General features: G+C 63.2%; 16 protein-coding genes. 5 read left to right on the top strand and 11 right to left on the bottom strand.

The features are described from left to right. Positions 1–406: 406 nt before the first annotated feature. The 3 genes from H0921_RS14365 to H0921_RS14355 all read right to left on the bottom strand — a co-directional run bounded on the left by H0921_RS14365 (position 407) and on the right by H0921_RS14355 (position 5,844). Positions 407–2,878 carry a DUF1549 domain-containing protein gene (locus H0921_RS14365; protein WP_194539207.1) on the bottom strand — a complete coding sequence of 824 codons (2,472 nt, stop codon included), beginning with the start codon at positions 2,876–2,878 and terminating at the stop codon, positions 407–409. Between the two features lie 150 nt (positions 2,879–3,028). Beyond that, complete coding sequence (locus H0921_RS14360) at positions 3,029–4,318, bottom strand: DUF1501 domain-containing protein (RefSeq protein WP_194539206.1); 1,290 nt, start codon at positions 4,316–4,318, stop codon at positions 3,029–3,031. A 392-nt stretch (positions 4,319–4,710) separates the two neighbouring features. Continuing rightward, positions 4,711–5,844 (bottom strand): THUMP domain-containing class I SAM-dependent RNA methyltransferase, encoded by a 1,134-nt coding sequence (locus H0921_RS14355; RefSeq protein ID WP_194539205.1) that lies wholly within the window; start codon positions 5,842–5,844, stop codon positions 4,711–4,713. 1,035 nt (positions 5,845–6,879) lie between these two features. On the opposite strand from H0921_RS14355, the gene H0921_RS14350 reads away from it, so the two are divergent. Then, entirely contained in the window at positions 6,880–9,243 is a 2,364-nt protein-coding gene (locus H0921_RS14350; protein WP_194539204.1) for a COG1361 family protein, read from the top strand. A gap of 38 nt (positions 9,244–9,281) precedes the next feature. Here the strand turns inward: H0921_RS14350 and H0921_RS14345 are convergent, their stop codons facing one another. After that, positions 9,282–9,467, bottom strand: coding sequence for a hypothetical protein (locus H0921_RS14345; protein ID WP_194539203.1), 186 nt, complete (start codon positions 9,465–9,467; stop codon positions 9,282–9,284). A 273-nt stretch (positions 9,468–9,740) separates the two neighbouring features. On the opposite strand from H0921_RS14345, the gene H0921_RS14340 reads away from it, so the two are divergent. Continuing rightward, a complete protein-coding gene (locus tag H0921_RS14340; protein WP_194539202.1) occupies positions 9,741–11,141 on the top strand; it encodes an undecaprenyl-phosphate glucose phosphotransferase in 1,401 nt (466 codons plus the stop codon). Positions 11,142–11,219: 78 nt separating this feature from the next. Here H0921_RS14340 and tmk read toward each other — a convergent pair whose 3' ends face one another. The 4 genes from tmk to H0921_RS14320 form a co-directional block, all read right to left on the bottom strand. Beyond that, on the bottom strand, positions 11,220–11,870 hold the full coding sequence (tmk, locus tag H0921_RS14335) for a dTMP kinase (RefSeq protein WP_194539201.1): 651 nt from the start codon (positions 11,868–11,870) through the stop codon (positions 11,220–11,222). A 129-nt stretch (positions 11,871–11,999) separates the two neighbouring features. Next, on the bottom strand, positions 12,000–12,791 hold the full coding sequence (locus H0921_RS14330; RefSeq protein ID WP_194539200.1) for an enoyl-CoA hydratase-related protein: 792 nt from the start codon (positions 12,789–12,791) through the stop codon (positions 12,000–12,002). Positions 12,792–12,956: 165 nt separating this feature from the next. Further along, positions 12,957–13,364 (bottom strand): AtuA-related protein, encoded by a 408-nt coding sequence (locus H0921_RS14325; RefSeq protein ID WP_194539199.1) that lies wholly within the window; start codon positions 13,362–13,364, stop codon positions 12,957–12,959. Then, positions 13,361–14,722: an acyclic terpene utilization AtuA family protein gene (locus H0921_RS14320; RefSeq protein WP_194539198.1), complete on the bottom strand. Its 1,362-nt coding sequence runs from the start codon at positions 14,720–14,722 to the stop codon at positions 13,361–13,363. The genes H0921_RS14325 and H0921_RS14320 overlap by 4 nt, the downstream gene beginning before the upstream one ends. A 272-nt stretch (positions 14,723–14,994) precedes the next feature. On the opposite strand from H0921_RS14320, the gene H0921_RS14315 reads away from it, so the two are divergent. Further along, positions 14,995–15,396, top strand: a complete 402-nt coding sequence (locus tag H0921_RS14315; protein WP_194539197.1) for a hypothetical protein — start codon at positions 14,995–14,997, stop codon at positions 15,394–15,396. A 121-nt stretch (positions 15,397–15,517) separates the two neighbouring features. Here the strand turns inward: H0921_RS14315 and upp are convergent, their stop codons facing one another. The 3 genes from upp to H0921_RS14300 all read right to left on the bottom strand — a co-directional run bounded on the left by upp (position 15,518) and on the right by H0921_RS14300 (position 18,129). Next, positions 15,518–16,144, bottom strand: coding sequence for a uracil phosphoribosyltransferase (gene upp / locus H0921_RS14310; protein WP_194539196.1), 627 nt, complete (start codon positions 16,142–16,144; stop codon positions 15,518–15,520). 29 nt (positions 16,145–16,173) lie between these two features. Beyond that, a complete protein-coding gene (gene cdd, locus H0921_RS14305; protein WP_261345476.1) occupies positions 16,174–16,629 on the bottom strand; it encodes a cytidine deaminase in 456 nt (151 codons plus the stop codon). 159 nt (positions 16,630–16,788) lie between these two features. Next, positions 16,789–18,129: a thymidine phosphorylase gene (locus tag H0921_RS14300; protein ID WP_228499776.1), complete on the bottom strand. Its 1,341-nt coding sequence runs from the start codon at positions 18,127–18,129 to the stop codon at positions 16,789–16,791. Positions 18,130–18,366: 237 nt separating this feature from the next. Between H0921_RS14300 and H0921_RS14295 the strand changes: the two genes are divergently transcribed. Together H0921_RS14295 and H0921_RS14290 are read left to right on the top strand one after the other, a co-directional pair. After that, positions 18,367–19,836 carry a hypothetical protein gene (locus tag H0921_RS14295; protein WP_194539195.1) on the top strand — a complete coding sequence of 490 codons (1,470 nt, stop codon included), beginning with the start codon at positions 18,367–18,369 and terminating at the stop codon, positions 19,834–19,836. 240 nt (positions 19,837–20,076) lie between these two features. Then, positions 20,077–25,062, top strand: coding sequence for a VWA domain-containing protein (locus H0921_RS14290; RefSeq protein ID WP_194539194.1), 4,986 nt, complete (start codon positions 20,077–20,079; stop codon positions 25,060–25,062). The last annotated feature ends 32 nt before the right edge of the window (positions 25,063–25,094 follow it).

Genomic DNA, 25,094 nt, shown 5'->3' with positions numbered 1-25,094 from the left:
GGCCATCGCCCACGCGTGAGTTCTCGACCGTCACGAAGCGTTCCCCAGGGTAAAGTAGGCTTGGCTGGCGCGCCGCGGCTATGTCTGCGCGGTGCGTTTGTCAGATTCCTCCTCTACGGCCGGCTTCACGCCTCCCCTACCCTATCGGCTTCCTTCCGCCGGCTTCACACCTCCCCTCCCCTATCGGCTTCCTTCCGCCGACTTCACGCCCCCCTACCCTATCGGCTTCCTTCCGCCGACTTCACGCCCCCCCTACCCTATCGGCTTCCTTCCGCCGACTTCACGCCTCCCCTCCCCTATCGGCTTCCTTCCGCCGGGGGCAGAGGACGGAAAAAAGAAAAGACCGCTGGGGATAGAGCCAGCGGTCCACACGTCGGCCAGCCTGGTTCCCAGCGACAGTCAGGCGTCACTGATTGAACAGGAAGGCTTTGCTGTTGATCAAGGCCCAGATGATGTTTTCGTAGGCCAGCTTTTTGTTTTTCTCATGGCGGGCGATGTGCTCCAGGGCTTTCTGGAGCTGTTCGGGGGTGGGCCGGGTTGCCGTGGCCAGGAGGAACAGCTCGGTGACCTTCTCGGCGTCGGGGCGAGGGTCGCGGGCCAACAGGTCGGCGCGTCCGCCGGGCCGAGCGATCTTGTCCTGGACTTCCTGGCTGTTGAGCAGGTGCAGGGTCATGGCCAGGCTCGCCTCGTTGACCCGTTCGCATTCGCAGGCGCTGATGCGCTGGGGCCGCCCCGCCACATCGAGGAAGTACGAAGTGAACGATTCATCCGGCAGCATGATCGCCCGATTGGGGGCGAAGCGGTCGTTGGGCAGACCGGGGAAGCTCGCTGGCGTTCCCGTCAGTTTGCTGACCGCGTCGTAGAGCACCTCCGCCTGCAACCGCCGCGGATAGTAGCGAGCGAATGACTGCTTGTCCGAGGCGTTGAACTCGTTCGGAATGGCCGAGAGCTGATAGGTCCGGCTCGTGCAAATCAGGCGGATGAGCGCCTTGAGGCTGTACTTGTTTTGCACGAAGGATTGAGCCAGGGCTTCGAGCAATTCCGGATTGCTCGGCGGATTGGTCACGCGCATGTCATCCGGCGGATCGACGATGCCGCGGCCAAAGAAGTGCGCCCAATATCGGTTCACCAGGGCCTTAGCGAAGAAGGGGTTGCTGGGACTCGTGAGCCACTGGGCGAACTGTTCCCGCGGGTCTTGCCCCACGGTGATGGAGACCGGTTCCGCCTCCAGCGGCTTGTAGACCGCCGCTTGGCCGGTCCGTTTGTTGGTCACACTGCCGTTGGGCCGCACGAAGACGATCTGCCGTTGCGCCTGTTGATTCTGCACGCCGGGGATGGGCAGGTTCTTGGTGCCGACGCGTCCGAAGAAGGCCGCCAGGCCCCAGTAATCGTCCTGCGACCACTTCTCGTAGGGGTGATGGTGGCAGTTGGCACAGGCGAGGCGCTGGCCGAGGAAAACCTGGGAGACATCATCGACGAAGTTCTCCGGCGTGCGGACTTCCTTGTACCAGACGGTCGGCGGACTGGTGTTCTCATCCCCCACGGCAGTGAGCAATTCGCGGACGAACTGGTCATACGGTTTATCCGCAGCCAGGGAGTCCCGAATCCAGGCGTGGAAGGCAAAGGTACCGAAGGCCCGCTCCGTCTGGCCCCGCCGCTTCACCCGCAGGATGTCCGCCCACTTGTTGGCGAAGTAGTAGGCGTACTCCGGGGTTTCCAGCAGGCGATCGACCAGCTTAGCCCGCTTGTTGGGGTCCTTATCCGCCACGAACTGGAGGATGGCTTCCACATCCGGCAGCGTTCCGGTGATGTCCAGATAGACGCGGCGGATGAACACTTCGTCGGAGCACAGCTCACTGGGGGCGATGTTCAGCTCGCGCCATTTCCGGGCCGTGGCTTTGTCAATCGGGTTGTTTTCCGGGAAGCTGAAGGACACCGGCGGACCGGGCCGCGGAATGACCGCCTGGAAGACCGTGACATAGCCGCTGAAGCGCACCATGATGGCGGCTTGCCCCGTCAGAGATTGCGCTGTGACCAGGCCGGATTCGCTGACCGTGGCCAGCTCCGTGTCGTTGCTCTCGTACTGGGCACGACGGGTGACATCCTGCGTCGTGCCGTTGGAGTAATGGGCCAGGACCACAAGCTGCTGCTGCCCTTTGCGGTCCACGATTCGCTGGGTGGGATAGACGCTGATGCCAGTGACCACGGGGTCATTGGGCTGGCCGTAGGGCAAGCCGGAAGCGATCCAGCGGCGGACGATCTTGTATTCCTCGCTGTCCGGTTCCATCTTCCGGCCGCCACCGTGGGGGACACGCCCGGTCGCCTTGGTCAACAGGAGGCTGGCATCAGGAGCGGCGGGCATCACCCGGCGGCCGCGGGATTCCTTGAGCAGATTGTCATAGTCGAACCGCGGATCGTGGCCTAACAGGGACAGGCGGAAACCGTTCTGCCCCTGGATTTTGCCGTGGCAGCCGCCGGAGGCACAGCCCAGCTTGGTGAAGATCGGCACCACATCGTTGGCGAAGTTGATCGGCAGCGGCGCTTCCATCTTCTCCGCCACCACCGGCACCTTAACGCTGAGATTGTTGAAGGTGGCTGTGATCTCTGCGCTGCCATTGGCCAGAGGAATCACCCGGCCGTCATTCTGGACGCGGAGGACCGACGGATTAGACACGGTGTAAGTCACAGCGCGGGTCAGGTCGATCTCACGCCCGTCGGCGCGCCGGCCGGTGATGAGCAATTGCGGGGCATCGTCGACCCCCACCAGTTTCAACTGGGCAGGATAGGCGTTTAGGGCCGTCACCGCTGGCGGAGACTGCGCCGCGGCCGCCGAGGCGCCAACACAGACAAACCCAACAATCCACAGGTATCGGGTCATGGCTTTCACCTTCATCATGCTGGATGTGCCTGGTTCGGGTGGGAACGGGTTGCCCGACCTCCACGTCGGACAACCCGTAGGCCAGGTAGGCTATTCCACACTGTCAAGGCGGGCGAGGACTCACGCACGGCTCATTATAGCTCTGCCGGATTAGCCGAGCAACTCGCGGATCGGTTCCCGATCATCGAGCAGGTGCACGGGGCGGCCGGAGCCATTCGGGAAGGTCATGGCCGGGTCGATTCCCAGGGCCAGGTAGATAGTGGCGAGCACCTGTTGCACCGTGCAGGGGCGATCCTTGGGCCGTTCCCCTTTCTCGGTGCTGCTGCCGACCATTTGGCCCATCTTCAGGCCGCCGCCAGCAATCAAGGCGCTCATGACCGGCGCCCAGTGATCGCGGCCCGCATCCCGGTTGATCCGCGGCGTACGGCCAAACTCGCCCCACATGATCGTTACCACGTCCTGGTCCAAACCGCGATCATGCAGGTCCTGGATCAGGTTGGCGATGCCCTGGTCCACTTTGGGCAACTGCCGCTTGAGAGTCTCAAAGTTCTTGCCGTGGGTGTCCCAGCCGCCGATCGACAGCGTCACGCAGCCGACCCCCGCTTCGATGAGCCGGCGGGCGGTGAGGAATTGCTCGACTCCCTTGTACCGTTCCCGCACCTTGGGGTCTTCCTTGCTCAGGTCCAAAGCATCGCGGACTACGCCGGAGGTGACCATCTCGATGGCCTTCTCCGTGTAGCTGTCCATGCCGCTCATGGTGCCGGACGCATCAATATCACGGCGGAGGGTGTCGAAGCTGGCCAGCAACGTCCGGCGGTCGTGCAGCCGATCCAGGGTCACCCCGTTAGCCAAGCGCAAATTGGCGTTGCCCGGCCCGCCTGGTGTAAACGGACGGTGGGCGATGCCCAAATACCCCGGCTCCGTTCCGCGGCTCATCCCCCGCAAGCTCACAAACGGCGGCACATTGGCGCTCGTCGCACTCCGCAGCTTGGAAATCACCGACCCGAAGCTGGGATGGTTCGCCACCATGTTGACCCGCTCCGGATAGCCCGTCATCACCAGGGAGTCGCTGTGCTCATCGACCGACACGATCGAACGAATGGCAGCCAACTTGTCCCACATCTTGGCCTGCAAGGGGAAGTGCTCGCAAATCTGCACTCCCGGCACATTCGTGGGAATCGGCTTGAACTCGCCGCGATACTCCGCCGGCGCATTCGGCTTCAAGTCGTACATGTCCATGTGGGACGGACCGCCCGGCAGGTAAATCATAATGGCCGCTTTGTGCGACCGTGGGGACTGCCGCGTGCTCGCTGCCGACGCCTGGCGCAACCGCAAGAGGTCCGCCAGCGTCAGACCTGCACCAAAGGCCCCGATCTGGAGAAAATCACGCCGAGTCACACCATCACAGAACCGGTGGGACGAGCCATAGATCCGTAGCATGGTCAGCCCTCGCGAAAAAGTGACTGTTTGGGGTGGGACGGAAACTCAAGGCAGGCAGATGCCGGGCGGCTCAGGCGGAAAGACCATTCCACAGAGACTCAAGGGCTTACCGTCTTACTTCCCGACATCCTCTATGATCTTCGCATTCCTCCGCCCGCTTGTCAACAGAAAAAATGAAAAAAATCGGAGGCGGGGTTCTCCCCCCTCTGTCCAGCCCAGATGGGCCGGGTTTCCCGCAGCGGAGCCAAATCAGATTAATCCTGATGACTCCCGACCACCGTAAAAAATTCGCCTGGTCAAACCCGGGCTGAAGGTGGGCCTCCTCATGCCTCCCGCTGTTCCCGGTGGATGAAAACTCGGTTTCTCGAAGGTTGAGAACTCAACTCCTAGTCCTATGCGGGCGAGAACTCGGCCAGGGTGCAGCGGAGGGGACCGTTGAAAAACACCGCCGTCCTGCGGAGCGGCAATCCCACCGCCTCCAGCCAATCCTTCCCCTCGGCAAAGACGGCGAGGCGCCAGCGCGGCCAGTACCGCCGGACTGTGTCTCCCAGCGCGGCATACAGGGCCAGGACCGACGCGCGCGACCCTTCCAGCCGGCTGCCATACGGGGGATTGCAGAGGATGAGTCCCGGTGGGCAGCCGGGCGCCGGGCGAGCCTCCCGCATATCCTCCTGGTAGAAGCGCAGCCACTGTCCCACCCCGGCGGAGCGGGCATTCCGCTGGGCCAAAGCCACCGCCCCGCTGTGACGATCGCTCCCCCAAATCGGAAAGGGCAATTGCTTCCGCATCCGCTGCCGGGCTTCCTCCCGCACCAAGGCCCAGGTTCCCGCCTCGTAATCCCGCCAGCCCTGGAAACCGAACCATTTCCGCGTCAAACCTGGCGCTCGTTCCAGGGCCAGCCACGCCCCCTCGATGCACAACGTCCCAGAGCCACACATCAAATCCACCAAAGGTTCGTCCCCGCGCCAGCCCAGATGCAGCAACAGCCCCGCCGCCAGGGCCTCGTTGAGGGGCGCCTTCGTCTGAATCGGCCGGTAACCCCGCTTATGGAGCGACTGCCAAGAGCTATCCCGGCTCAGCACCATCTGCCGCCCGTGGACATGGAGATTCAGACCCAGCATGGGATACTCGGCATCCACGCTCGGACGCCGACCCGTCCTGTCCCGGAATTGGTCACAGATGGCATCCTTGACCCGCCGAGCAGCATACTGCGAATGCGTCAGCGGCGAGTCCCGGACGTGGGCATCCACCGCCAGCGTCTGCTCCACATCCAGATACGGCCGCCAATCGACTTGACGGACCGCCGCATACAGGGCGTCGTAGCTGTCTACCGTGGCCGTCACGATCGGCTCCAGGACGCGGATGGCCGTCCGCAGCCACAAGTTGGCCCGATACAGGAGCAAACGATCTCCCTGGAAGTGCACGCCGCCCCGGCCTGCCGCCACCCCCTTGGCCCCCAACTGACGCAGCTCCTCCGCCAATAGCGGCTCCAAACCCCGCGCGCAGGTGGCAAAATACTGTACCATCGGCTCGCCTCAACTCTCCCGTGCCAGCACTCAGCCACACCCGCGGCAGGACCGTTTCCCCTCGCCTCCTTCCCTTTATACGTCCCCCACCAGCCGAAACTATCGAGCCGATCCCCTGCTTCCCTCCGCCCTGTTCCCCTCTCTGTCGGCACTACGCCCTTCCGAGGAGGAAGAGGATTCATCGCCCGGCCACCCAGCGCCTATATTTCCGCCCCAATCCCCCTGCCTTGACCTGGAAAACCGCTGCCCGCCGCCTTTCTCCCACCGCTTCTCTCCCCATGTATCCTCTACGAGGCTGCGGGTTCATCCTTCGGCAGCCCCTGCTGAAGATTGGGAATTCGCCCGGCTGCCGGGCCTTTCCCCGGTTCAGGAAACTTTTTTTTGGAAAATTTTGCAAAATCGATTTGACACGGCGGATTTTATGGTACATATTTACATTGAACGCGTGATCTGGACAAATGAACCGTTACCCTCAGTGAGGAGGCCAAGCCATGAAAACGCTTCAACACGAGGAATGCTCGAAAGGTTCCCCCGCTGCTACGCCGTATCGCTCTCCGGCCTGCGCAGCGCCCGCCGGGGACAAACCATCCCTGGCCCGACCTTGGATGACCCGGCATTGGGAACAACCGCTGAGCGGTCGGCAGCGCTGGCTGCGCATCCTCCGGCGTTTCCTGAGCCGGAAGTTTCCCGCGGCGGATCCCGAAAAGGCCGTCCGCCTTGTCTCGATGGTGCGGCGCCGCCCGCGATCGGATGCGCGCATCTGGAAGGATGATTCTCTGGCTCCGGCCAGTCTTCCGCCGCGTGCACCGCCAACCGTCCCGTTCCAGCCGCCGCTACCGATGACACCGCAAGTGCCAGTCCGGGAAACCCGCGTGGGGACCGCTCGCCCTTGGGCGGAAAGCCTGAGTCTGGCACAGCGCTGGGCCTCGGCGGCGGAAGTCGGCTTGTCATTTTTACCAACCGGGGGTATGGGGGCCAACCAGGATGTATGGGACGAGGGGAGCCGCGGAGAATGGCGAACAGGTGGAGGCCGAGATGATCGCGAGAGCCATCCGGCGACACATCGGCGGCCTGGTATTGCTGCTGGCAGCAGTGCTCGGCTGCTCATACAATCCCGGCTACTTTCCCCACATCCTGCCGGGCGGTCCGATCATCCACAATCATGCCAAACCCGCTGGCTGGGGCTATTACCACAATTTCGATCCGAAGGCGTACAAGGTGGAGGTGACGCCGAGCGACCAGATTCAGGCGCCTTTGGGTGCCGCCATCGTGCTGGTCGGCACGGTGTTCGACAAGGAGGGTCAACCCCGCCGGTCCCGGAGGATCGAGTGGCTGCTGGAAGGGGTCGGCACGATCGTGGAAGCGGACGAGTCGGGGATTTATCCGGGCCGCGGTTACAAGGTCGATAGCCGTTACGCCGTCACGTACACGAACTATCGGACCCACACGATCACTCGCGGCAACGATGATCCTTCCGACGATGTCGTGATCGCGCCGGGCCAAACCTGGTGTGTGGTCAGCTCGTCGATCCCTGGCGAGACGGTGGTGACGGCCTACGCTCCTGAAGTGTTCGCCTGGTCGAACAGCCGGGCGGTGGTGCGCATCCAGTGGGGGGATGGCCGCTTTCAGTTCCCCTCCGCGGCGGTGGTGCGCTCCGGCGGGGAATGGACCTTGACCACGCGGGTCCTGCCCGAGGCAGAGGCGGCTGCTGGCGGAGGTTATCGCGTCCGCTATCGCTTGCTCGATGGCCCGCCCGCCGAGTTGGTGGCACGCAGCGGCAGCGGCACCACGGCGAGTCGGACCGGTTCTGGCAGCCGGGAAGCCGAGGTCTTCACCGACGCCGAGGGTCGAGCCGCAGTTCGACTTGTGCAGATGCAACCGCAGCCAGGCAAGAGCCGCATCGCTATCGAGATCGTGCAACTGCCCAGCGATGGCCAGGGCAGCGGCAAAGTGGTCGCCCGCCGGGAAACGATTGTGGAGTGGGCGGCTCCAGACTTGGGCTTGACGGTGCGGACCCCAGCCACAGCCGGCGTGCAAGTACCGTTTGCCGCCACGGTGGTCCTGGACAACGCCGCGGCCGTGGACAGCCAGAACATCACGGTTCAGGTGCGTCTGTCGCCGGGGCTTTCCCTCCTCCGCAGCGAGCCGCCGCCTCTGCGAGTCGAACCGGATGGTACGTTGGCCTTCGCCTGGGACAAGATACCGGCCCGCGGCCAGCAGCAGTTGCAACTTCAGCTCCAGGGCAAACAGAGCGGCTCAGCCAGCCTGGAGGTCTATGCCCGCAGCGGCGAGGGACTGGAAGCCCGCCAGAGGAAGAACATCGTGCTGGAAACCGGGCGGCTGCATGCCGTCATCGAAGCGCCCGCTCTGGCCATTCTGGGGGAGCGGTTGCCCGTGCGCCTCGCCGTGACCAACGCCGGCCCCACCCCCATCGAAAATGCCACCGCCTGGCTGCATTACGAGGCTGGCTTGGCTCATCCCACACCGGACCGACCCCTGGAAATCCCGGTCGGCCATCTGGACCCCGGCCAGACCCGCACCCTCGATGTGTCCCTCATCGCCCAGCAAACGGGACAGTGGCAGGTCCGAGCCGCCGTGACAGCGGATGGCCAGTTGAGTTGCTCAGCCCCCCCCGCGACGATCGAAGTCCGCCAGGCCAACCTCACCGTGAGCATCCACAGCCCGGCCATGGTCTACCTTCACCAAGAATGCGTGGCGACCATCACGCTGAGTAATCGCGGAGAAGTGGCTATCGACCGGGCGACGCTGCGCCTGCTCGTCCCGCCGGAGTTGCAGGTCGCCGCGGTGGATCACGCTGGGCGTGCCGGAGCTGCCGGAGTGGAATGGAACCTGGCCGCGCTGGCCCCCAACGAGCAGAGAACCCTGGCGGTGCGCCTCCGTGGGGCACGGCTGAGCGAACGCGCTGTCCTTACCGCTGTGGTGCTCGCCGAATTCGGCCTAGGCCAGCGAACCCATGCCGAACCGTTGCAGGTCCGGTCAGAAGCGGCGATCGCCGTGATTGGTGTTCCGGTCCTCAGCCTGGAACTGATAGCTCCGACGGGGGTGTTCTCCGCAGGGGATCGGCTCAGCTACCACGTGAGGGTCCGCAACAGCGGTTCCCTGACGGCCCGCGATCTCTCCGTGCGCTTGCATTTGTCGGAGCATCTCCGCTTCCTCATGGGGCGTGGTCCCCAACCGCAAATGGCCGCCTCTCTCGAAGGGGAAGGCCAGGTGCTCTTCCCACCGTTGGCCGAACTGAAAACCGGAGAGGCCGCCATCTACCGCCTCGAGGTCCAGGCCGTGCGAGCCGGTGATGCCCGCATCCAAGCCCAGGTCCGCGCCCAGCATCTGCAACGGCCCCTGATCGAAGAGCAGACAACCACCATCACTCCCCGCTGATTCAGGAGTCTGGCGATAGCGGGCCAAGAGAATGCGGCTCATTCCTCCTTCTGTTCCTGTTCCTGCGCCGCCTGCTGTTGCACATATTCCTTGAACTGGGACATGTGGTACGAAATGAACATAAACGCGTGATGCAAGGCTTGATATGTCGGGTCCTCTGGATCATCCTCGTACTCTTTACGCAAGGCATACAACCGCGCCAATAGTTGATCGGCATTGAGCATACGTGTTACCCCTCATGGTAGTCATGACGGCGGCCAGCGGATGATTGGACGGCCCAATCCGGGAATGTCCACGGTCCGTGAGGCTCCTGGAAAAATTATAAGCCGGGCGGGGAGCCAAGTCGCATTCGGTCCCGTCGTTGACCTAAACCAAGCCATCATTCTGTTAGGAAAAAGCCTGAATCGCAGCTCGCAGTCCCAAGGCTGCTCTTGACTATTTGGACGCCTTCATGTTACTGTCCGCCGCCGGAAGGGACCGCAAGCAGGTCTGCAATCATGGTACGACGGACACGACAAGAGCTGGCTTTCTGGTTCGGGTTTTGGGATCTGCTTGCCACCGCAGCGGCCTGGTTGGCTTCCTACTGGCTCCGTTTTGAGAGCGGTTGGCTTGCCCCCTCGGATCAACCCACGCCCGACGCCGCTCTCTATTGGCAATCCCTGCCGCTGATCGTTCTTTTGGCAGCAGTCGCTTACAAGTTCGCCGGGATGTACGATGTGCACCGGCTCTGGCGGTTCCGTGAGGAAATTTTGGCCGTGGGCCGCGGTGTCGCTCTGATGGCCTTAGCGGTCATGGCGGCCAGCTTCGCCCAGCGGCACCATTACGAATCCCGTCTGGCCATGGCCGTTTTCGTGGCACAATCAGGCCTGTCCCTCCTGATCCTGCGGCGGCTGTCCTGGATGGCGGTGCGAACGCTGCGCGCGCGGGGCGTCAACCAAAGCCACGCCCTCATCGTCGGTTCAGGACGGCTAGCCCGGCGCACCGTAGCCACCCTGCGTGCCGTGCCCTGGTCCGGGATTCAGCCGGTCGGCTATGTCGAAGATGAACCCTGGCGCAAAACGACTGACTTGCCGATTCTCGGAGCCATCGCCCAGTTGCCGGAACTTGTCCACCAGCACCACATTGAACATGTCTTTGTCGCTTTGCCTCTCAACCGCTACGGCGATGCCCGCCGCGTCTTTGCCCTACTCGGACAAACCACCGTCGATGTCCAACTGGTGGCCGATATTCCGGAATTCGCGAGTTTGTCTTTTCATACAACCCATCTCCATGGCATGACCATCATCAGCTTGCGCGAGAATCCACATTATGGACTTAACATTGTCATCAAGCGTTCGATGGATATCGTTTTATCCCTAATTGCCATCATTTTGTTAGCTCCGCTCATGGCGGTGATAGCCTTGCTCATTAAGATCACGAGTCCGGGTCCGGTGCTCTATCGCCAGGAGCGCTGCGGCCTCAACGGGCGGCCCTTCCAGATGCTCAAGTTCCGCACGATGCATGTCGATGCAGAAAAAGACGGCCCCCAGATGACCCGGCCCAACGACCCGCGCCGCACCCGCTTGGGGGCCTTCCTCCGCGCCACCAACCTGGACGAATTGCCGCAACTGTTCAACGTCCTTCGGGGCGACATGAGCCTCGTCGGCCCGCGTCCGGAACGGCCCGTCTTCGTGCAGCAGTTCCAGAAAACCATCCCGAACTACATGGCCCGGCACGCGGTCAAAGCCGGCATGACTGGTTGGGCCCAAATCAACGGCTGGCGCGGCAACTCCTCCCTGCGCCGGCGGGTGCAATTCGACCTGTACTACATCACCCACTGGAACCCGCTCTTTGATCTGCGCATCCTCTTCCTCACCATCTGGCGGATGCTCTTCGGACGGCAAAAGCACGCATACTGATCCCCACCTGACCTGTCCTCCTGATCGCCCTCCTCTCAAACAGGCGCGGGTATGGAGTCCGAATAAGCGGCGGCAGAATTAAGCGGTGAGATTCCAACCGTGTGTGTGGAACAAGGGAAGAAGGAGTTTCCGCAAATGTCGCTGCACCTCTTCGACATCCCCGTCGGCCGGCACCAAGGCAATGCGTTGCGGCAGGCGTTGGGCTTCCCGGCGGAAACCGTCGCGAAGCTGCCGCTGATAGTCTTCATCCCGTTGCTCAAAGCGATCACCGGGGGGAAAGCGGCCTTTCCGCCGCCGGGCTAGGGATACATCTTCCAGGTCCAGCACGAGGGTCAAGTCTGGCTCGACACCCGAAGCGGACCAACGGCCGATCCGCCAGAGTTCCTCCGGGTCTAGCCCTCCCGCATATCCCTGATAGACCACATTGGCCAAGAGGAAGCGGTCACACAGGACGCACTGGCCGGCGCTCAAGGCGGGACGGATGACTTCTACGACCAACTGCGCGCGGGCCGCCATGAAGAGCAGAGCTTCCGCCACGGGCGTCAAGCTTAAATCCGAGCGGTGCAATAATAGCCTTCGCAGTTCCTCTCCCAGGAGGGTGCCGCCGGGGTCTGCGCTGGTCACCACCGGGACATGCTGCTCCCGCAGCCATTGCGCCAGCCGCTGGAGCTGGGTCGTTTTGCCGGTTCCATCGATCCCGTCCAGAGAAATGAACAATGGTTTGCTCATGTGTCTTCCATCGTTGGCCGCCGTTTGCTCTCGCCGCTGGGGGTTCCCCGTGGAAAAGTTGTACCCGGCTACCGGCTACCGCCCCCCTGGACCCCAGAAATAGCATGCCGAGAAGCTACCCGCAAGGAATCACCCGGCGTCCGACGGCACGGCCCAGGGGGGTAACCGTTTCTCGAAGAAGGCGGCCAAACCCTGCCGGCATTCTTCTCCGAGCCGCGGTTCGGCACTGCCGCGGGCCAGCTCCTCCACCGGCAGAGCCTGGGGAGTACACCGGGCCAGCAGTTCTTTGGTTCGCGCCAGGGCTTCCGGTCCCCCCTGGATGAGATAGCCGATCCACTCTTCGACGGTCTGGAAGAGCTGGGGGAGGTCCTCGGCGACGGCGTTGATCAGGCCGATGCGAAAAGCCTCCCTGGCGTCGAGGAGTTCGCCGGTCAAGAGGAGCCAGCGGGCCGCCCGTTCCCCCACATGACGGAGAAGATGCGGCATGACCATCGCCGCTACCAGGCCCCGGCGGACTTCGGGATAACCGAACCGGGCGGAGGCCACCGCCACGGCCAAATCGCAGACACTGACCAGGCCCGCCCCACCGGCCACGGCAGGGCCGTTGACCGCGGCAATGGTCGGCTTTGGCAGGCGGTAGAGGAAGTCATATAGAGCGGCTAAGCGTTGCGCATCCTGCCAAATCAAGGCCGCTTCCGCACTGAGGGACTGGCGCAATTCCTCCAGGTCCATCCCGGCACAAAATGCCGATCCCGCTCCCGTAAGTACCACGCAGCGGACCCTGCTCTCCTGGGCGGCCTGGCGCACGGCCCGATCCAAGCCCTCGATCAACTCGCGGGACAGGGCGTTGCGCCGGTCCGGGCGATTGAGGGTGATCCACGCCGCGGCTCCCCGGAGTTCGTAAAGCACTACCCCCGTCATGCGTCACTCTCCTGGCCGATAGCTCCCGACAGATTTGCCAAACCTGCATCCCCACACCTGAGACGGCAAAGGCAGTCCTTGATCAGTTCGGGCCATCGTTCTCTCGGCACGTTTCCAGCATCCAGCAGCGACTGCGGGAAGCTGAGAGAGCAATTGCGGAAACCCTCAAGAGTTCGCCCGGTTTTGCCGGCGGCAGCGTTCCAAGTCCACATGGGAGGGCAGCGTCAAAGGCATCTGCAAGAGCGCCACGGCGAGCGCTTTTCCCTGGCTATCGGAGCGCAGGGATCGGCTTGCTCCGCCATCGAGGACATCGTAGAGCACAAAGTTGAGGCCGCGCACGTTGGGGGCCTCGTAGCGTTCGACTTTGCTCGGCTGGAGGGATGCGAAGAACTGAGCCACCCGCTCGGCGGTGAGAAACTCGCGCAGGAAGGCATACCCTTCCTCGGTATAGGCCAAAACGGCGATGTTCGCATGATTGCCTTTGTCCCCGCTGCGGGCGTGCGCTAAGTCGGCCAAGTGGATCGAATGGCGGGGAACCTGGGGGCGGTCGGCGGGCGTGACTGGTGCTGTCATGGCAGAAGCTCCACTTGGGGGGTCACGGCCGATTTAGCGATGAGGGCGGGCCAGAAGCTCAGGACTTCTCGCACGGGAGGCCGGCCCGTGGTGTAACCCGTCGTCCCGGCGAAGCCGGAAGTCACCAGCGGGGCAAACTCGCGGGTGAACCGCTCCACCGCTTCCCGGCGTGAGTCATGAACAGCGACCCGCAGAACCACCTCTGGCGGCTCTCCGCTTCTGACCCCGACGCCGGGCACCGCGTCCCCTGCTCCCAAAACTTCCACGTAACTCCGCTCGTAGGTCCAGCCGGCGTGGCGTAAACGCTCCAGAAGAATCTGACCCGACATTCGGGCCTTAGAGATGGCATCAGGGCCAACGATTACCAGCGTCCCGGCGGCCATGTAACCATCCCGGTAAGCCACCGACACTTTGTAGGTGTCCGTCACGGTCACGCCACAGGCTCCACGAAGGGCCACGACATCCGGTTCCCGCTCTTCCAGAGTTACCGCGGTGAAATCGGCCACGACATCCGGCGTGTAGTAGGCTCGCGGGTCGCCCACTTCGTAAAGCAGTTGTTCGGAGACGGTTTCCCAATTGACGGCCCCGCCGCTGCCCGCCGGTTTCGTGATGACAAAGGTGCCATCTTCCGCTATCTCGGCGATGGGGTAGCCCACCTCGGCCAACCGGGTCTGTTCCGTCGCGTTGATCCACAGCCCGCCGGTGACTTGCGCCCCGCATTCGATGAGATGGCCTGCGACTGTGGCCGCTGCCAAACGATCCAGGTCCGCCGCTCCGAATCCCCAGCCGAACTCATAAACTGCCGGTCCCACGGTCAGCGACACATCCGCCACCCGCCCCGTGATCACCAATCGCGCCCCTTGTTTGAGCGCCTCCACAATCGGTTTCGCCCCCAGATAGACGTTGGCGCTCACCACCCGCTCCCGGAGCGTAGTCAACGGCTCGCCCGTATCGAGATGGTGCAAGAGGTGCCCCTCTGCCAACAATTCATCCAGCCGCGGCATCAGGTCATCCCCACGGACGACCGCTATGCGCCAATCGTCCAAGTCGTGCTGCCGGAGAATGTCCCGTGCGGCGTGTGCGCAGCCGTGTGGATTCATTCCCCCCGCGTTGGTCACAATCCTCAACTGAGGTTGCTGCCGCAAAAGAGGCGCCAGGGAACGGAGCACATCCAGAAAATCTGTGGCATAACCCAGGGCCGGATTTTTTTGCTTCTGGATCGCCAGAATCGACATCGTCAGTTCGGCCAGATACTCCAGCGTCAGATAATCCAATCGGCCCTCCCGCACAAGGCGGGCGGGAGCATCCAGATTGTCCCCCCAGAAACCACAGCCGTTGCCGATGCGAATCCGCTTCATGGACGCTCCTGATTCTGGCTTCCGCTGGAAAGGATCGGCCCGCCCGCTGCTTCCCCCGCTCAATCAGCTACCCCCGCTCGTGCCGCTTTCCTCCCCCCTTCTCCTATCTCCCCTTCGGAGACATGGGTATCATACAATTTCGCAGGCAGGATAAGAGGATGGAGGTATTCCCGGCACTGGGCGATCCGCCCCCAACGCGGCTCCTGCCGCTTACTTCGCGTGGATGCCAGGGGAGCAGAATCCGGCGACGGCTCCGGGAGAGGTTCCCATCAATGACAGCTTCGAGACTGTCGCACGTGCAGCGTTCGATCCGCCAGCCGATTCGTGAGGGACTCAGTTGGGAGGAGCTGTGGCTGGGTCCGGATGGCGGCTTGATTTGGTGCTGGGAACGGGGACGGCAGAAGCGGAGCGATGAACCGGAATTGGCCAGCCAAGCGGAGCGAGGCGAATTGCCCCTGCTGGCGTGGAAAGGGGGCGTCGAAAAGAAACGCCAGGATGACAAGCCGCTGAACGGCACGCTGGAGTATCTCGCCACCTGGCAAGGCTTGCGGGGCGAGGATTTGAACATCGACCGCAACGGCACCGTGACCCTCATCTGCACGCGCACCGGGCAGGCGGTAACTTTCGGCGAGGCGCCCGTCACGTCTTCTCGCGGGCGCTCCAGGCGATCATGATCCGTCCGCCACCTTCAAAGTTCATCCCCTTCTCCAACCTCGCCTCTCGACCGCCCCGCTAGCGATCCGAAGACAGCCCAAGGCTGATTCTTTCGAGTTCCCTGCTCACCAGGGCCAACCTTCACGTGGCAAACTGGCGGTCGCCGGCATCCCCTAAGCCCGGCACAATGTAGCCGTGCTCATTGAGGTGATCGTCGATAGCCATCAGATACAAGGGAACATCCGGGTGGGCCTTTTGCAAGGCACGGATCCCTTCCGGGGCGGCGATCAGACCCAGGTATTTGATCCGGCGGACGTGATGGCGTTTGAGGATGTCAATGGCCGCCATGGCACTGCCGCCGGTGGCAAGCATCGGATCCAGGACCAGGGCCAGGTCCGCATCGACACGGGGCGGCAGTTTGTTGTAATAGGTGATGGGCTGTAATGTGTCATGATCCCGGTATAATCCCAGATGCCAAACGCTTGCCTTCGGCCAGAAGTCCAGCAGGGCTTCCGCCATCCCTAAACCAGCTCGCAGGACCGGAACAAAGGCCAATCGTTCCTGGACTTGGCAACTCGGCGCGGTTCCCAGCGGTGTTGTGACTTCTGCGGGGACGGCGCGCACATCACGGGTGGCTTCCACGAAGAGTGCTTGGGACAAAATGGCGACCAAAGCACGGAACGCCGGCGGCTCGGTTTGCACAGCGCGCAATTGACCCAGATGATGCTGGAGCAGCGGATGGTCCAGAACAAGGACGGGAGCAGCCATAGGCATGCATTCCTCATATGGGGTCGAAATCAGGATTCCGGCGAAGTTGGGCCGCCTGCATTTTCCCCTGGCGGAGAAGGCGAGGGCGTCCGCAGTTGCCGGGCATCGAAGGCGTGGGGCAACAACTCAGCCACGGGAAGTATTCGGTAAACTCCTTGGCGATTCACCAAGATGACCTCCGCAGCCGGGGCCAGCTCCCAAAGCCACTGCCGGCAGGCACCGCAGGGCGGGGTAAGCACGGAAGTATCGGTGACAACGGCCAGGCGGCGGAAGCGCCGCTCTCCCGTGGCTAGAGCTTGAGCCAAGGCGTTCCGCTCTGCGCAGAGAGTTAAACCGTAACTGGCGTTTTCCACATTGCAACCGGCAAAGATGCGTCCTGACTCGCACTCCACCGCCGCGCCAACCGCAAAGTGGGAATAGGGCGCATAGGCGTTGGCCCAGGCCCTCCAGGCGGCTTGGACTAAGGGGTCCGCCTCCATTTTCATCGGCAATCTCTCCTCTGGCTCTGTTCCGGCCCGGCTCAACTACCGGCGTGAAACTGTCCGTTCCGGCCCGGCTCAACTGCGGTGCGAAGCTGTCCGTTCCCGCGGTTCATGTGCCGCTTCATCCGCTGCTAGGACCCCTGAGCGTTTCATGCCTCCGATTCATGCCGTCCCTGCTCCCCAAGTGTGCAGCACCAAGGGTTCATTGGGCAAGGCCGCCGGCGGACCGTCTTCCAGTATAACGGCTTGTTCCAAGAGCGGTAATGCCGCCTTCAGAGATTGGTCCTGGCGATAATGGACCTCCAGGAGGCACTCTCCTGGGGAGACCTTCTGGCCGGGGCGAACGCGGCAGACGATTCCGACGGCCGGGTCCACCGTGTCCTCCAAACGGGCACGCCCCGCTCCGAGGAGCATAGAGGCTTGACCCAGGCGATCGGCGTGCAGCGCCGCCACGTAACCGGCTCGCGGAGCACGCCAGGCTTCCACATGCGGAGCCTGGGGGAGAAGCTCCGGCCTGTCTAGAACGCGCGGATCGCCTCCTTGCTGCATCACACAGCGGCGGAACCGCTCCAACCCTTGGCCGCTTTGGAGGGCCTGGCGAACCCTGGCCTCCGCTTGAGCCAGCGAGTCGGCTAATCCACCCAAAAGGACCATATGGGCTGCCAATCGGACGGACAAGGCGGTGATATCCTCCGGTCCCCGGCCCTGGAGGGTTTCGATGGCTTCCTTCACCTCCAGGGCGTTGCCGATGCAACAGCCTAGGGGAGCATCCATCGCTGTCAAAAGCGTCACGAGACGCAAGCCCGCTGCTGTGCCGACCTGTTGCAAGGACAGAGCCAGGGCCTCGGCATCCGGACGATGTTTCATGAAGGCTCCCCGGCCGCATTTGACGTCGAGAACCAAAGCGGCAATCCCTTCCGCGATTTTTTTGCTCAGGATCGAGGCGGTGATGAGCGGGATGCTTTCGACCGTGGCAGTCACGTCGCGCAGGGCGTAGAGGATGCGATCCGCGGGTGCCATAGCCGCCGTCGGTCCCATCATGATTAGCCCCACATCACGCAGGATCGAGCGGATTTGCTCCGGCTCCCACTCGACCCGGAAACCGGGGATTGCTTCCAGTTTGTCGAGGGTTCCGCCCGTATGGCCCAAGCCGCGCCCCGACATCATGGGCACATACACACCACAGGCCGCCGCCAGGGGAGCCAGGATCAGGGAAGTTTTGTCACCCACGCCGCCGGTACTGTGCTTGTCCACCACCGGACCCGGCAGGTCCGACCAGTCCCAGCGCTGCCCAGAGGCGGCCATGGCCTGGGTCAAGCAGGCGGTTTCCTCCAGGTCCATCCCCCGGAAGTAGATGGCCATCAACAGGGCGGACACCTGATAAGGCATCCACCCCGTTCCCGAAACCGCCCCCTGGACAAAAAAGGCGATTTCCTCAGGGGTCAATTTTCCCCCATCCCGCTTTTTGCGAATGACATCAACAGCACGCAACGGACCGACCATGGGTTGGCTACCTAATGCTTGCCCAAGCTGATGGACGGCTCCAGCCTCTTACTCTACAGCAAGCCGGTACGCCACGCCGGGCCAAGCTCCGTTGTTCCCTCTCAGAGCGGCACGTCGTGGGTTGCCCCGCAGCCTCCGAAGAACTGCCCAGGCTGACTCAAGGTACAATACCATGCGAGCCGGGAGCAGCCCACGGGGATGGGGCGCTGGTGACTCGCAAACGTGGGAGAGGGAATTGTGGTGTCCAAGCGTGCAGCCTTAGCGGTAGCGGTGGAAACGTTTTACGAGGCCGGGCCAGCGCTGCCTTGGGCTACTTCCGATGCCCAAGCCTTCCTGCGCACCCTATCGAAGTGCGGCTATCCTTCGAGTCACACCCGCCTCTGGACCGCTCATCACACCACCTGTGCTGCGCTGGCTTCCCATCTGCGCCGTTTGGGCACTTCTTGGGAAAATGTCGAGGAGATTGTGATTCTCTGGATCACCCGCACGTGGACATCTTCCGGGAAAACATTTCTGGCCTGCGCGGACACTCTGCGAGACGATCCTGCCGCGACCGCACTGCCCTTCGCCGAGGTCTTCCGCCTGGTGGAACAAGCCGCCCCCAACGCACGCCGCCTCACCTGGCTTTGCGACTTCAGTCCGCTGCCGATCCCGAAAGCTCACGGCCAGGGCGGCTGGAGCGAACGCGAGTTGGCCCGCATCGCTACCGGCAAGCACGTCATCTTGACGGCGGCGGCAGAAGAGGAGGAGTCCTGGACTTCGGTGTCCCTGCAACAAGGCATCTGGCGGCACCATCTGCGGGAGGCCTTCGAGGGCCGGGCCGCGGAAGCGCTCGATTCCGCCGGCCGGTTGACGGCTGCGGGTTTGCACCGCTACTTGGCCTATGCCGTCCCGCGGACCTTGCGCAAAACCCACGAGGCCGACCGACAACAAACCCCGTTGTGCTTCCCCCCTCTGACGCCAGAAGGGGAAGCGGTGCTGTCCCAACACGTCCTAGCCGCTTTCACTCCAGGCCAGGCCAATCCCGCGGAATGGCTCAGTCCTAGCCGCCTCCAACGCGTCATTTTTCGATCCGAAATCGCCGGGCGGCTCAAGGACCTCTCCGGTTTCCGCAAGAGCTACACAGTTCCCGAACGGGCTAACGAGTCAGCCCGGAAGTTTGTCCAGCGCATCGGCCACTCGGACCTCAAGGCCGACCTGGACCAAATGTACGAACGCATCCGCGAACAGTTCGGCTACAAACGCAAAGAGATGGAGGCCGTTTGTGAGACCACCGGCTCCGGCACGATCCGCACCCCGGATTTTGAATACACGGTACTCCTGGAATTGGATGAGTCCAATCCATCTCAGGTCATTTGGCGGCGGGAAGTCGGGCAATTGAGCAGCGTGGAGTTGGTTCGCCAAGCGGCGTTTCGCCAGGTTTTTGGGGCGGTGCTGGATCGCTTAGTCTTCGAGTTTCGCGAGCCTTTGGATGTCGCCGCTTATGTGGACCGCTGGGAGTCAGAAGCGCCGCCGGGGACCAAGGTGCGCGTCAACAGCGAAGCGACGCAGGCGGAGATTACGCTCAGCGGCGTTGCCGGACGTATCTGCGTCACTGCCACCAGCGTCACCATCTTCGGGCGGCCAGGAGACCCGACGACGCTTCTGGAGCAATTCCTCGCCTTCCTCGGTAAATATCTAGCGTCCAACAAGTCCCAGAGGGAATAATCGGTCGGGGGAGAAGAGCGGGGAGAAAGGAAGCGCGGGTATTGGGGAAGGCGTCGCGCACCAGGGCGTCTGCCGCCGTCGCAGGTGGAAGTTTGGGTTCATATATGAGTAGTAATGGTTCCGGGAGGAGTATGTTGTTGAAGCGGGGATGAAGAAAGCGTGGTTGCCAGGGTGAGCGGCGGCTGCGATACTGGACAGCGGGGAAGTTAGCGGCCCCCTTTGGCGGAGTGAGAGAGCGGAATGACCATGTTCACGCCCGGGCTGGCTGTTGCAGGTGTTTTGGCCGCCGTGGGCGTTCCCCTACTCATTCACCTTTTATTCCGGCGCCGGTATCGGATCGTACCGTGGGCTGCCATCCGCTTTTTGCTGGTAGCGGAACGGCGGCACCACCGCCGCTTGGAACAATGGCTGTTACTGCTCCTGCGCATCCTGGTTCTGGCTTTGCCCCTGGGCGCGATGGTGGCGGCGACGGACTGGGCCGAGCCTCTGTGGCAACACCTTTGGCCCAACGCCGGGCAGACTCTCATCCGCGCACCGCGAACCCACCACGTGATCATCCTGGATCGCTCTCTGAGCCTCACGGCACAGCCGGAAGGGGCGGCGTCGAGCCGGTGGGAAGCGGTGAAACGCCAGGCGGCCAAACTCCTCGAGCAAGCGGGAGCCGGTGACAGTTTTACCGTCGTGGCCGTGGGAGAGGGAGCCGAGACGATTGTACCAGGACCGGCTCAAGAGATCGAACGGGTGATCCGGGAAATCGATGCTCTGCCGCCGAGCCACGGCAACACACCCCTCACCGCTGCTTTACCGCTGATACACGAGGCCTTGGACCGCTCCCCGGCATCCTACCCCCGCAAGCAGGTAACATTCATCACGGACTTGCAGCAAAGCGCCTGGCAGGGCATCCTGCGGTCCGGGACAGATCAGCATCCCGTGGCGGAGTCCTGGCAGCGTCTGGCGGACCGAGCCGAGATCGTCCTGCTGGATGTCGCCCAACACGACACAGACAATCTCTGCGTGGCGGACCTGAGTATCTCCGAGCCGGCGCCGCTGGTCCAAGGTGCGGTTTCGGCGACCGCGGTGGTGGCGAACTATGGCCAGCGGGAATACCGCAATCTGGTCGTGCAACTGCTGGTCGGCCGTCCGGGATCGGATTACGAACGTCCCGCGGCGCGGGAGCAAGTATTGATTGCGCATCTTCCCCCCGGCGGGCGTGTGACCGTCACCTTCGGCCAACAGAACCCTCTGCGCTTCACAGAAACCGGCCAGCATCTCGTGTTGGTTCAGGTATCCAGCGGGGATGCTCTGGCAGCGGACGACCGGCGGGGCGTCGTGGTTTCGGTCCGTGCCGCGATCCCGGTGCTGTTGGTGGAGGGGCGACCGGAAGCCAGCCTGCAACGCCGCACAGCGGGCGATCTGCAACGGGCGTTGCTACCCGATAGCGCCGCCGCGGAATGGACCCCTGCCCGTCCGCGGATGGTGACTGTGACCGAATTCCTCGATCCGGCTCTGGGAGCGCTCGATGAATATGAAGCGGTCTATCTCTGCGACCTGCCACTGCCCAGTCCGGAATGGGTGCCCCGCTTGGAAGCCTTCGCCCGCAAAGGGGGCAGCATTCTGTTGGGTCTAGGTCCGCAAGCGGGCCAACATCTCCAGGACTACAATCGGGTGCTGCACAAGGCGGGGCGCGGCCTGCTCCCCTTCCCTTTGGAAGAAGTGGTCGGTCTAAATTCGACCGAAGGTGCAAGCTATCGTCTCGCCGCGGAGGAAGACGCCTTCCGCCAGCCGTTGCTGGCCCTGTTCCGGGATGAACGGGTCCGCGGAGGGCTGATCAATGTGCCATTCCGCCGCTACGTCCGGGTCCGGCCCACTCCAGAAAGCGGAGTCAAACGTTGGCTGGACTTCGTACCGGCGCGAGGGACATCTACCGTTGGAGCCACCGATCCCGCCCTCCTGGAGTGGCGCTGGCACAAGGGCCGGGTTTTCCTCTTCACCAGTTCCTTCAACGAAGACTGGAACGATTGGCCCCCCTTGCCCACCTACCTGCCCTTCCATCAGGAGTTGCTGCGCTATGCCGCAGTGCCAGCCGATCGGCATACGCTGGAGGTCGGGGATACGTTGGAGGAGTTTTACCCCTTGCCGCATGCCGGTCTGGCGGTCCAGTATCAGCCGCCAGAAGGGGAGTCGGGGCGATCGGTTCTTCTGGTAGCAGAAGAGCAGGCTGCGGTGGTACGCATACCCGGCGTCTCGCGGAGCGGTTTGCACCAAGTGGTGCGTGAGTCGGGCGAGCGGCGCATCTTCTGGGTCAACACGCCACCGGCCGTCCCTGGCCAACCGACGGAGTCCAATTTGAAGCGGCTCAATCCCGCCGAACTGGCTATGCTTCAGCCGGTCCAAGTGGTCGGGGATGCTTCCGAAATCGTGCCCTCTTCGGACAGCGGTGCGGAAATCACCATTTTGCCCCACCCCCAAGGTCCGCGTGTGGCCCGTGGGCTGATCCTTGCTGGCTTGCTGGTATTGCTGGCCGAAATGGTCTTAGCCTGGCGCTGGGGACCGGCGGCGGGCGCTTCCCCACGCGGCGCCCTGACTTCCGCTCCGCGACTCCATCGGGGAGTGACGGCCATTTTGGGCGGCGCCATCGTTCCGCTGACCTTGGCCATCGTCGGCCTGGTTGCTGTCCTGTGGATCTCCGACATGCGCGGGACCCTTGCCGAGGGGATGCCGCCGGCGTGGCGGGAGTTCGCCCACCGGATTTTGGCGGTACCCGATGCCCCCCAAGGGGAGACCTCCACGCTTCGGCTGGAACGCGCCCCCGTTTTCACCCCTCATCCGTCCCAGGAAGGGTGGGGGCTGTTGGCCTTAGTTTTCTTTTTGATCCTGGGAACGGTGTGGATTTACCGCCGGGAACGCCTGGCCGCCTCGTGGGGTGCGCTCTGGCTTCCCGCCCTGCTGCGGGCCGTCTGCTGGGCTTGGCTGGTTCTGCTCATTCTGCCGCAGTGGCGTACCGTTTATGATCGGGAAGGCTGGCCGGACCTGGTCATCCTCCTCGATGTCAGCCGGAGCATGAATCATAGCGACAATTACCGGGATGCAGCGGTGCGGGCACGAGTCGATGCGCTGTTGCGGGAGTTGGGTTCCTCCTCGGCCGCACGCTGGCAGTTGGTGCAGCACCTGCTCGCCGATTCGCGTCAAGATGGCCTCGCCCGGCTGTTGCGACGCTACAAAGTCAAGCTGCACATCTACTGTGTGGACGAGACTCTCCGGCCCGTCGCCACGGTGGAAGAAGAAGGGGGATTGGACCCTGCCCGGCAAGCTGTTGAGCAGTTGCGTGCTGAGGGGAACGCCTCCCGTTTGGGGGACGGGGTGCATGCCGTCTTGAAGGCCTTCCGGGGATCGCCGCTGGCCGGGATCATCGTTTTTACCGACGGGGTCGTAACAGAGGGTGAGGAATGGTCCGCCGTGGCGGCGGAGGCAGCCCGCGCTGGGGTTCCCCTCTACCTCGTTGGGATCGGCGATGTCTGGGAAGCCCCCGATCTGATCCTGTCCGATTTGCAGGTGGAAGAGACGGTCATGGTCGGCGACCGGCTGGTCTTCGATGTTCGCCTTAGTTACCGGGGAACAGAATCGGCGGGCACAGTACCCGTGGTCCTCTACGAGAAAGACAAGGCAAGCGGCCAGTTGATCGAACGCAGCCGGGTGGCAGCCGCCCCGCCGCTAGGCGGCGCTCCCGTTCCCGTCACGATCAGCTACACCCCGACGGAGCCGGGCGAGAAGGTCTTCATCGTGCAAGTTCCTCCTGTGCCCGGTGAAACGCTGACGAGCAATAACCGCCTGGAACGGACGGTTTGGGTCACTGAAGCCCGACGTGTGCGCGTGCTCATGATCGAAGGCCGCCCGCGCTACGACTTCCGTTTTATCAAGGTGCTGCTGGAGCGGGAATCGGAGCATTCCCTTGGCGGCCGACACATCTCCGTGGATACCATTCTGCTCAACGCTTCGCCGGGCTGGGCGGAGACGGACCGCTCGGCCTTCCGCAGCGACTTTCCGACCCGCGAGCAGCTCTTCGGCTACGATGTGATCCTGTTGGGAGACATCGACCCCCGCCGCTTGCCGCATGTTTCCCGCACCCTCCAGGACCTGAGCGAGTTTGTCACCGTCAAGGGAGGCGGGCTGTTGTTCCTTTGCGGGGCCCATTTCACACCCGCGGCGTGGGCGGACACCCCCTTAGCGGCCATCCTGCCCGTGACGGTGCGTGCCCCTTCCTCAGGAGAGTCCAATCCGACTCCCGAGGCGATCCAGGGATACCGGCCCCGGCTGACCGAGTTGGGTCAGCAGCATCCCATCTTTCGCTTCCATCCGGACCTGGGCGAGTCGCTACGCGTGTGGGAACAACTGCCCCCCTTGTACTGGTACGCACGGGGTTACCAGCGCAAGCCGCAGACTAGCGTGCTGGCCACACTGCCGCCATCCCATCCCAACGAAAGCGAACCTCACCCGCTGGTGTTGCAGATGTTTGCGGGTTCCGGCATGGTGCTGTTTTTCGGTTTCGATGACACCTGGCGGTGGCGCTGGCGGCAACAGGAGGAATACTTCGATCGCTTCTGGTTGCAGGCGATCCGCTTTTTGGCCCGCTTCCGCGTACGCCGCCCAGAGTTGAAGGTCACCCCCAAAGCCGAGTTCCGCCGGGATGAAACGATGAAAGTCGTGGTGCGATTTCCAGTGGATGCCCCGCCGCCGGCAGCCCAGCAAGCCGTCCGCGTCACCGTGCAGCGCCGCCCTTTGAACTCCCCACATGGGTCGAGCACACCGGAAACCGGCGAGACCGCCACGCTTACGCTGGCCCGCGTCCCCGGCCCCATCCCACAGTACGAAACCGTACTCACCCGTGTTTCCGAGGGCGACTACCAGTTCACACTGATCCATCCGGAAGCGCCGCCCGGCCAGCAGCCACCCACTGCTTCGGCACGAGTGCTTCCTCCGTGGGCCGAACTCGACCGGATCGACTTGAACCGCAAGGAAATGGTGGAAGCTGCGGCCCGCAGCGGCGGCCAGTTCTTCAGCCTCGCCGAGGTGGACCGTTTGTGGACGGACCTTCCCCCCCCGCCCCGCGTGCCGCTCAGCCAGGCGGAGCCGCTGTGGCCCTTGTGGAACTTGCCTTGGGTGTACCTGATCTTGATCGGAATCGTCGGCAGCGAGTGGCTTTTGCGAAAGCGGGCCCGCCTGTTATGATGAGGGTGGCAGGGGGCGAAGCCAGCACAAGC

It is taken from the genome of Thermogemmata fonticola (assembly GCF_013694095.1).
Classification (GTDB): domain Bacteria; phylum Planctomycetota; class Planctomycetia; order Gemmatales; family Gemmataceae; genus Thermogemmata; species Thermogemmata fonticola.
Note: the sequence above shows the minus strand (reverse complement) of the source record. Positions and strands in the feature narration are given on the sequence as shown.

Excerpts from the sequence above, each read along its gene's own strand:
- H0921_RS14360 (WP_194539206.1), bottom strand. The coding sequence starts at position 4,318 with ATGCTACGGATCTATGGCTCGTCCCACCGGTTCTGTGATGGTGTGACT.
- H0921_RS14330 (WP_194539200.1), bottom strand. The coding sequence starts at position 12,791 with ATGACGGGGGTAGTGCTTTACGAACTCCGGGGAGCCGCGGCGTGGATC.
- H0921_RS14315 (WP_194539197.1), top strand. The coding sequence starts at position 14,995 with ATGACAGCTTCGAGACTGTCGCACGTGCAGCGTTCGATCCGCCAGCCG.
- H0921_RS14350 (WP_194539204.1), top strand. The coding sequence starts at position 6,880 with ATGATCGCGAGAGCCATCCGGCGACACATCGGCGGCCTGGTATTGCTG.
- H0921_RS14290 (WP_194539194.1), top strand. The coding sequence starts at position 20,077 with ATGACCATGTTCACGCCCGGGCTGGCTGTTGCAGGTGTTTTGGCCGCC.
- H0921_RS14340 (WP_194539202.1), top strand. The coding sequence starts at position 9,741 with ATGGTACGACGGACACGACAAGAGCTGGCTTTCTGGTTCGGGTTTTGG.
- H0921_RS14365 (WP_194539207.1), bottom strand. The coding sequence starts at position 2,878 with ATGACCCGATACCTGTGGATTGTTGGGTTTGTCTGTGTTGGCGCCTCG.
- upp (WP_194539196.1), bottom strand. The coding sequence starts at position 16,144 with ATGGCTGCTCCCGTCCTTGTTCTGGACCATCCGCTGCTCCAGCATCAT.
- cdd (WP_261345476.1), bottom strand. The coding sequence starts at position 16,629 with ATGAAAATGGAGGCGGACCCCTTAGTCCAAGCCGCCTGGAGGGCCTGG.
- tmk (WP_194539201.1), bottom strand. The coding sequence starts at position 11,870 with ATGAGCAAACCATTGTTCATTTCTCTGGACGGGATCGATGGAACCGGC.
- H0921_RS14345 (WP_194539203.1), bottom strand. The coding sequence starts at position 9,467 with ATGCTCAATGCCGATCAACTATTGGCGCGGTTGTATGCCTTGCGTAAA.
- H0921_RS14355 (WP_194539205.1), bottom strand. The coding sequence starts at position 5,844 with ATGGTACAGTATTTTGCCACCTGCGCGCGGGGTTTGGAGCCGCTATTG.
- H0921_RS14300 (WP_228499776.1), bottom strand. The coding sequence starts at position 18,129 with ATGGTCGGTCCGTTGCGTGCTGTTGATGTCATTCGCAAAAAGCGGGAT.
- H0921_RS14325 (WP_194539199.1), bottom strand. The coding sequence starts at position 13,364 with ATGACAGCACCAGTCACGCCCGCCGACCGCCCCCAGGTTCCCCGCCAT.
- H0921_RS14320 (WP_194539198.1), bottom strand. The coding sequence starts at position 14,722 with ATGAAGCGGATTCGCATCGGCAACGGCTGTGGTTTCTGGGGGGACAAT.